Here is a 4245-nt window from a genome sequence, read left to right as displayed (position 1 = left end):
ATTTAAGAATCCCGTACTTTTTTCGTATTTTTTACCCTATTTTAAAGCGAAAATCGCAATTGTTTTAATTTGACGATTGACAGTTATAAAAGTAGATAATCCTAACTTATCGGAAACCGCTAGACCTATTTCTATGGCCGATAGCGTAGTTTTTATCTCAGCTTCCGAGAACTCCTTTTCTCCTGATCCTACCGAGGAACAGCTCCTTGCCAAACCTTCAGGAACAGTGCAAATAGACGGGATAGTGGCCAACTCCTATGAAAATGGAATGGAGATTACCTGGTCAAAAGGCAACTGGGAATTCTTTGCCGTCGGTCATGCGGAACAAGACGGTATCCGGGTTGCCAGGGAAATTATTCAGGCATTGCCGGATGACAAGAACCTGGTACCGGGGGCTGTTCAGGGCAAGCTTCGCGTCAACCAGTTGGGTAATCCCATGTATGTCACAGCCAGTTGGACTTATGACGGCAAAACGTGGTACACCCTGGATGGGAGGAGTTCTCCTGGCGAAAGAATCAAGATGTTGCAATCAGTTACACGGTTGACCGAACAGAAACCGGCGAGGGCCAAATACTACCCCCGGGTGCCTGAAAAAATCACCACCCCGGAAATGGCTTTGCAGGCCTATTTTGACGCCCTGTATTATGGTGGCCCTGTAAGCATGAGCCTGGAACCATACCAGGTCGCTTACAATTATTGGAGCACGGAATGGCAGGCCAAGAATAGCTACGATCAATTTCTTACCTCGTGGCAAAACACCGCCAACGTGGAATTAATCAAACTCCTTCCTGCTGGCGAAGAAAACGGCCAGCCCCGGTTCTTTGTGGAAACCAAACATCTCGAAACCGTAGGCGAAAAGCCCCGCACAGGCATTTTCTATTACACAGGTTTCTTTACTGTCCGTGAAACAGCCGAAGGCTGGCGGATAACCAGCGGTGAATTGGAACCGGAAAATCTCGGTTGGCAGTTGGGTGGTCATCAACCCTGGCGGGCCGATGCCGAGCAGGTAGCCCGTGTTTCAGGATTAGGAGCAAGTATTGATGCTCCCCTGGGAGAGGCTGTCACCATAGAGAATCCTGATGGCACGGTAACGGTGAGATTTGTTGATGCCCAAGGAAAAGAAATACATAAAGTTACTTTATACAAGCCGGAAGATGGTATCTGGCGGGTGCTAGATAATAGAGTTTGAATATGATGAGAATGGCCGTCTAAGACGGACTTTAAATGGCACTTTACTGTATGTTTCAGTGGATAAATATGAAGGAAATGAAGCAATTATCTCGGCAACGTCTTGGTTTGGAAATTTAGGGGCTGTTATTCCGAAATACAAGGCTATATATGAAAATGGGAAATGGACCCTACAGCAACTCAAAGGCCTCACTGGGAAGAAAAGAGCCACCTATAGGTTTATTCCGGTCTTCGGGAAAACCTAATCTATAGTATAGCCCTGACCCTTCTGATAAACCTCCGGTATAAACAAAGGCATTCCGCTTAGCATAGCTAACAAGTAAGGAAATATCACTGAACTTACCTCCCATAAATGTACTGTGCCATGCTTCGGAATAAACCGGTCGTGTCCATGAGTCGTCTTCACTAGTTACTTCAAAGGAGACACTCTTACCTTTATTTTGTAAATCCTTAATGGCAGAAAGCTCATTGTTTTCAAGAAATTGCTTGACCTGTTTGGAATTCCAATCATCTTCTATTTCTTTGAGGTTGTTCTGGCTCAAGAGATCTCAAGCGCTGTGCAACCGCCAAATTGTTAATCCAGACTGCCCGGGAATCCTCATCCCACTCCACATTAGCGCCCAATGCTTCAGCGACCCACCTGATGGAAACCATTGTCCTGCCCGTTAATAATTTGAGGTAGAATGTCTGGCTTAGTCTCTTGACCGTTTACAAATAGCTTGATAGGATTGCTAGCAAAAGCTACAGTGGCAAAGATACTGAGCAGTATAGCAACATCGATAACAGCTAACCACTTCTTTTTCATATAGTAGGACCTTCCTTGAAGATTTACTAATATCTGGTATAAACGAAAGGAACCACTATTTGGTTCACTCCGCTAAAATCTTAGTTATCCAAGTAGTTTTCGTTTGCCTGAAGAGGATTACTTTGTAAAATTTTTTCCACTTCTTCATATTCTGTCGGAAATGCGTAGTTGTAACGCGCAGGAAGCGCAAAAACGTATCTGGTGTTACGACCAAGTTCGCTTGGTCCGACAGGCGCTGCCCCAATATGGAATTCTCCCTGCTGAAGTGACTTCCATTGGGTAAGCGTAAATATCATGATGGGAATATCCTGTCGCTGGTTTTGAGCAGTCCATTGCGGATGTCTGATGGAAATCAGCGGACCGGTTTCAACAGTCACACTACCTTGTGAACTTCCTGGAGCAGAACCTTCCCATTTGTCCGTTATAATCGAATAACCTTGCCAACTCTCCGGTAATGAAAAACTAAAACCATATTGGGTATTTCTGTACACCATTGCGTTGCTTCCCTCGTACGCACCGAGCTTGACAGCAGTAATAAGCCAGCGGTTTTCGACTTTCCCTACTACGAGAGTAATTGGCCGCTTGGCGGCAACACCGCCGTTTACCATCTCCACACTCGTCATTTCTATGATTTCGCCTTTAACTTCGTACGCAGACTCCGATAATTTCTCAATGCTTAGAATCTCTATTCGATCCGGCCACGGACTTGAAAGTACCCTCCCGGGAGCATTCGAAGGCTCCCTTAGCCATTCTGACAGAAGTGCGGGGGATACAAAATCGCCGTAGTTCTCTTGCATACTCTTGTTCACTATATCTTTGGGGGCTTGAAGCGAGACTTTTTGAAGCCTGCTACCAAAATCCTCAACCAGACTGGCAACCGCTGCCTTATCGCTGTCATAGGTCTGTTGCGGGTTCTCTTGGGGTTGCTCTTCTTTTTTCAACTGAGCCTCGTTTCCCCGCATTTGTACAACCAAACCATTTGTACAACTAAAAAACAGAGAAACGCTCAACAATAAGATAAGTACAGTCAAAAGTGTTTTTTTCATGTTGTTACCCCCTGAAGAATTTCTCCCTGATTATAGACGCAAACAGCTTTTCTTTGAAGTGATCCTAAATACTGAAATATTTCATATTGTTTTAGTTTCGTTATCTTAAAGAGTTATTTTTCACATTGTATCTAGGATGCGTAGTGGCCTGTATACGAGGTTACTACGTTTTTTTTTGCTGCCTTTTGAAAAAGTAAGAGTCATGCTATGTAATGAATCCAATGTATTTGGTACTAATAAAATAGTACAGCAAATTCGGAGGAGATGCCTGTGGGTTTATTACAGCACAGTGAAACTATACACCCTAAAGTTTTAGATTCTCTATGCATTAGAACAATATATAACTTTACTTACCGGTTATCTGGAAATACAAAAGTTGCGGAAGTGTTAACGGAAAAGGTGCTTTTAATGCACCCCGGTAATCATAAAGATGATGGTTTCTTATTAAAACAGGCCTGGGGGGATTTTCTGAAATACTATGGGTGTCTTGAGTTTAAGGGAGAAGACCCAATCCAGCAGTCCTTGCTCGCCTTAGCGCCGGAATTACGCTGTACCCTAATTCTCCGTGATATCCTGGGCTACTCCTATGGGCAAATTACTCATATTATGGATAAATCTGAGCCGGAGGTGGCTCGCCTTATTTCAGAGGGAAGACGGGAGATGAGAAAAAGAATTACAGGACTAAATATTTATAGCTAGCTTTAATAGGATTTGGCTTTCCTTTGCCGAAATTAGTAGGATGGAGGAAAGTCATGAAAAGGATTAAAGAATTATACCAACTCCATAACGAAGCGATTTTTCGCTATTTTTTGCGGATGACCGGCAATGGGGAAGAGGCGGGAGAGTTAACCCAGGAAACTTTTTACCAGGCTTGCCTGTCTATTTTTCGCTTTAGAAATGAGTCTTCGCTAAAAACCTGGCTCTTTTCTATTGCCCGTAACGTTTATCTCAAGAAACTCCGCGAGAAAAACAAACATCAGACACTGAGCTGGGAAGAAAATTTGCCTTTAAATGAGCAGAATACTCAGGAGTCGGATTCCCCCGTACAATTATTAATCTTAAAAGAAGAACGAGAAAGGATACAGGAAGCGTTAGCCCGGCTCCCCGAAAACGCCAGGACTATTTTGATCCTGAAAGAATATGAACAGCTCACCTACCCTGAAAACCATAGACCGTAAAAAGGCAACACAAAAACAAGACTGCGGA

7 protein-coding genes are annotated in these 4245 nt (G+C 43.8%); 3 read left to right on the top strand and 4 right to left on the bottom strand.

Annotated elements, in window-relative coordinates:
• The first annotated feature begins 133 nt into the window (after nt 1–133).
• The gene (locus NUV48_15350) at nt 134–1189 is read left to right on the top strand and encodes a hypothetical protein (GenBank protein ID MCR4443508.1); all 1056 of its coding nucleotides are present in this window, start codon (nt 134–136) and stop codon (nt 1187–1189) included.
• 169 nt (nt 1190–1358) lie between these two features.
• Here the strand turns inward: NUV48_15350 and NUV48_15345 are convergent, their stop codons facing one another.
• The 4 genes from NUV48_15345 to NUV48_15330 all read right to left on the bottom strand — a co-directional run bounded on the left by NUV48_15345 (nt 1359) and on the right by NUV48_15330 (nt 3039).
• On the bottom strand, nt 1359–1730 hold the full coding sequence (locus tag NUV48_15345) for a hypothetical protein (GenBank protein MCR4443507.1): 372 nt from the start codon (nt 1728–1730) through the stop codon (nt 1359–1361).
• Nucleotides 1696–1842: a copper amine oxidase N-terminal domain-containing protein gene (locus NUV48_15340; GenBank protein MCR4443506.1), complete on the bottom strand. Its 147-nt coding sequence runs from the start codon at nt 1840–1842 to the stop codon at nt 1696–1698. Before NUV48_15340 ends, NUV48_15345 begins: the two co-directional genes overlap by 35 nt.
• Nucleotides 1817–1993 carry a hypothetical protein gene (locus NUV48_15335; GenBank protein ID MCR4443505.1) on the bottom strand — a complete coding sequence of 59 codons (177 nt, stop codon included), beginning with the start codon at nt 1991–1993 and terminating at the stop codon, nt 1817–1819. Before NUV48_15335 ends, NUV48_15340 begins: the two co-directional genes overlap by 26 nt.
• Before the next feature lie 80 nt (nt 1994–2073).
• Nucleotides 2074–3039, bottom strand: coding sequence for a hypothetical protein (locus NUV48_15330; protein MCR4443504.1), 966 nt, complete (start codon nt 3037–3039; stop codon nt 2074–2076).
• Between the two features lie 270 nt (nt 3040–3309).
• On the opposite strand from NUV48_15330, the gene NUV48_15325 reads away from it, so the two are divergent.
• Nucleotides 3310–3738 (top strand): hypothetical protein, encoded by a 429-nt coding sequence (locus tag NUV48_15325; protein MCR4443503.1) that lies wholly within the window; start codon nt 3310–3312, stop codon nt 3736–3738.
• A gap of 53 nt (nt 3739–3791) precedes the next feature.
• Nucleotides 3792–4217, top strand: a complete 426-nt coding sequence (locus NUV48_15320; protein MCR4443502.1) for an RNA polymerase sigma factor — start codon at nt 3792–3794, stop codon at nt 4215–4217.
• Nucleotides 4218–4245 lie beyond the last annotated feature (28 nt).

This window comes from Peptococcaceae bacterium (genome assembly GCA_024655825.1).
In the GTDB taxonomy this organism is placed as follows: domain Bacteria; phylum Bacillota; class Peptococcia; order DRI-13; family PHAD01; genus JANLFJ01.
The sequence above is the reverse complement of the archived record's forward strand: the minus strand, read 5'-3'. Positions and strand labels throughout refer to the sequence as shown.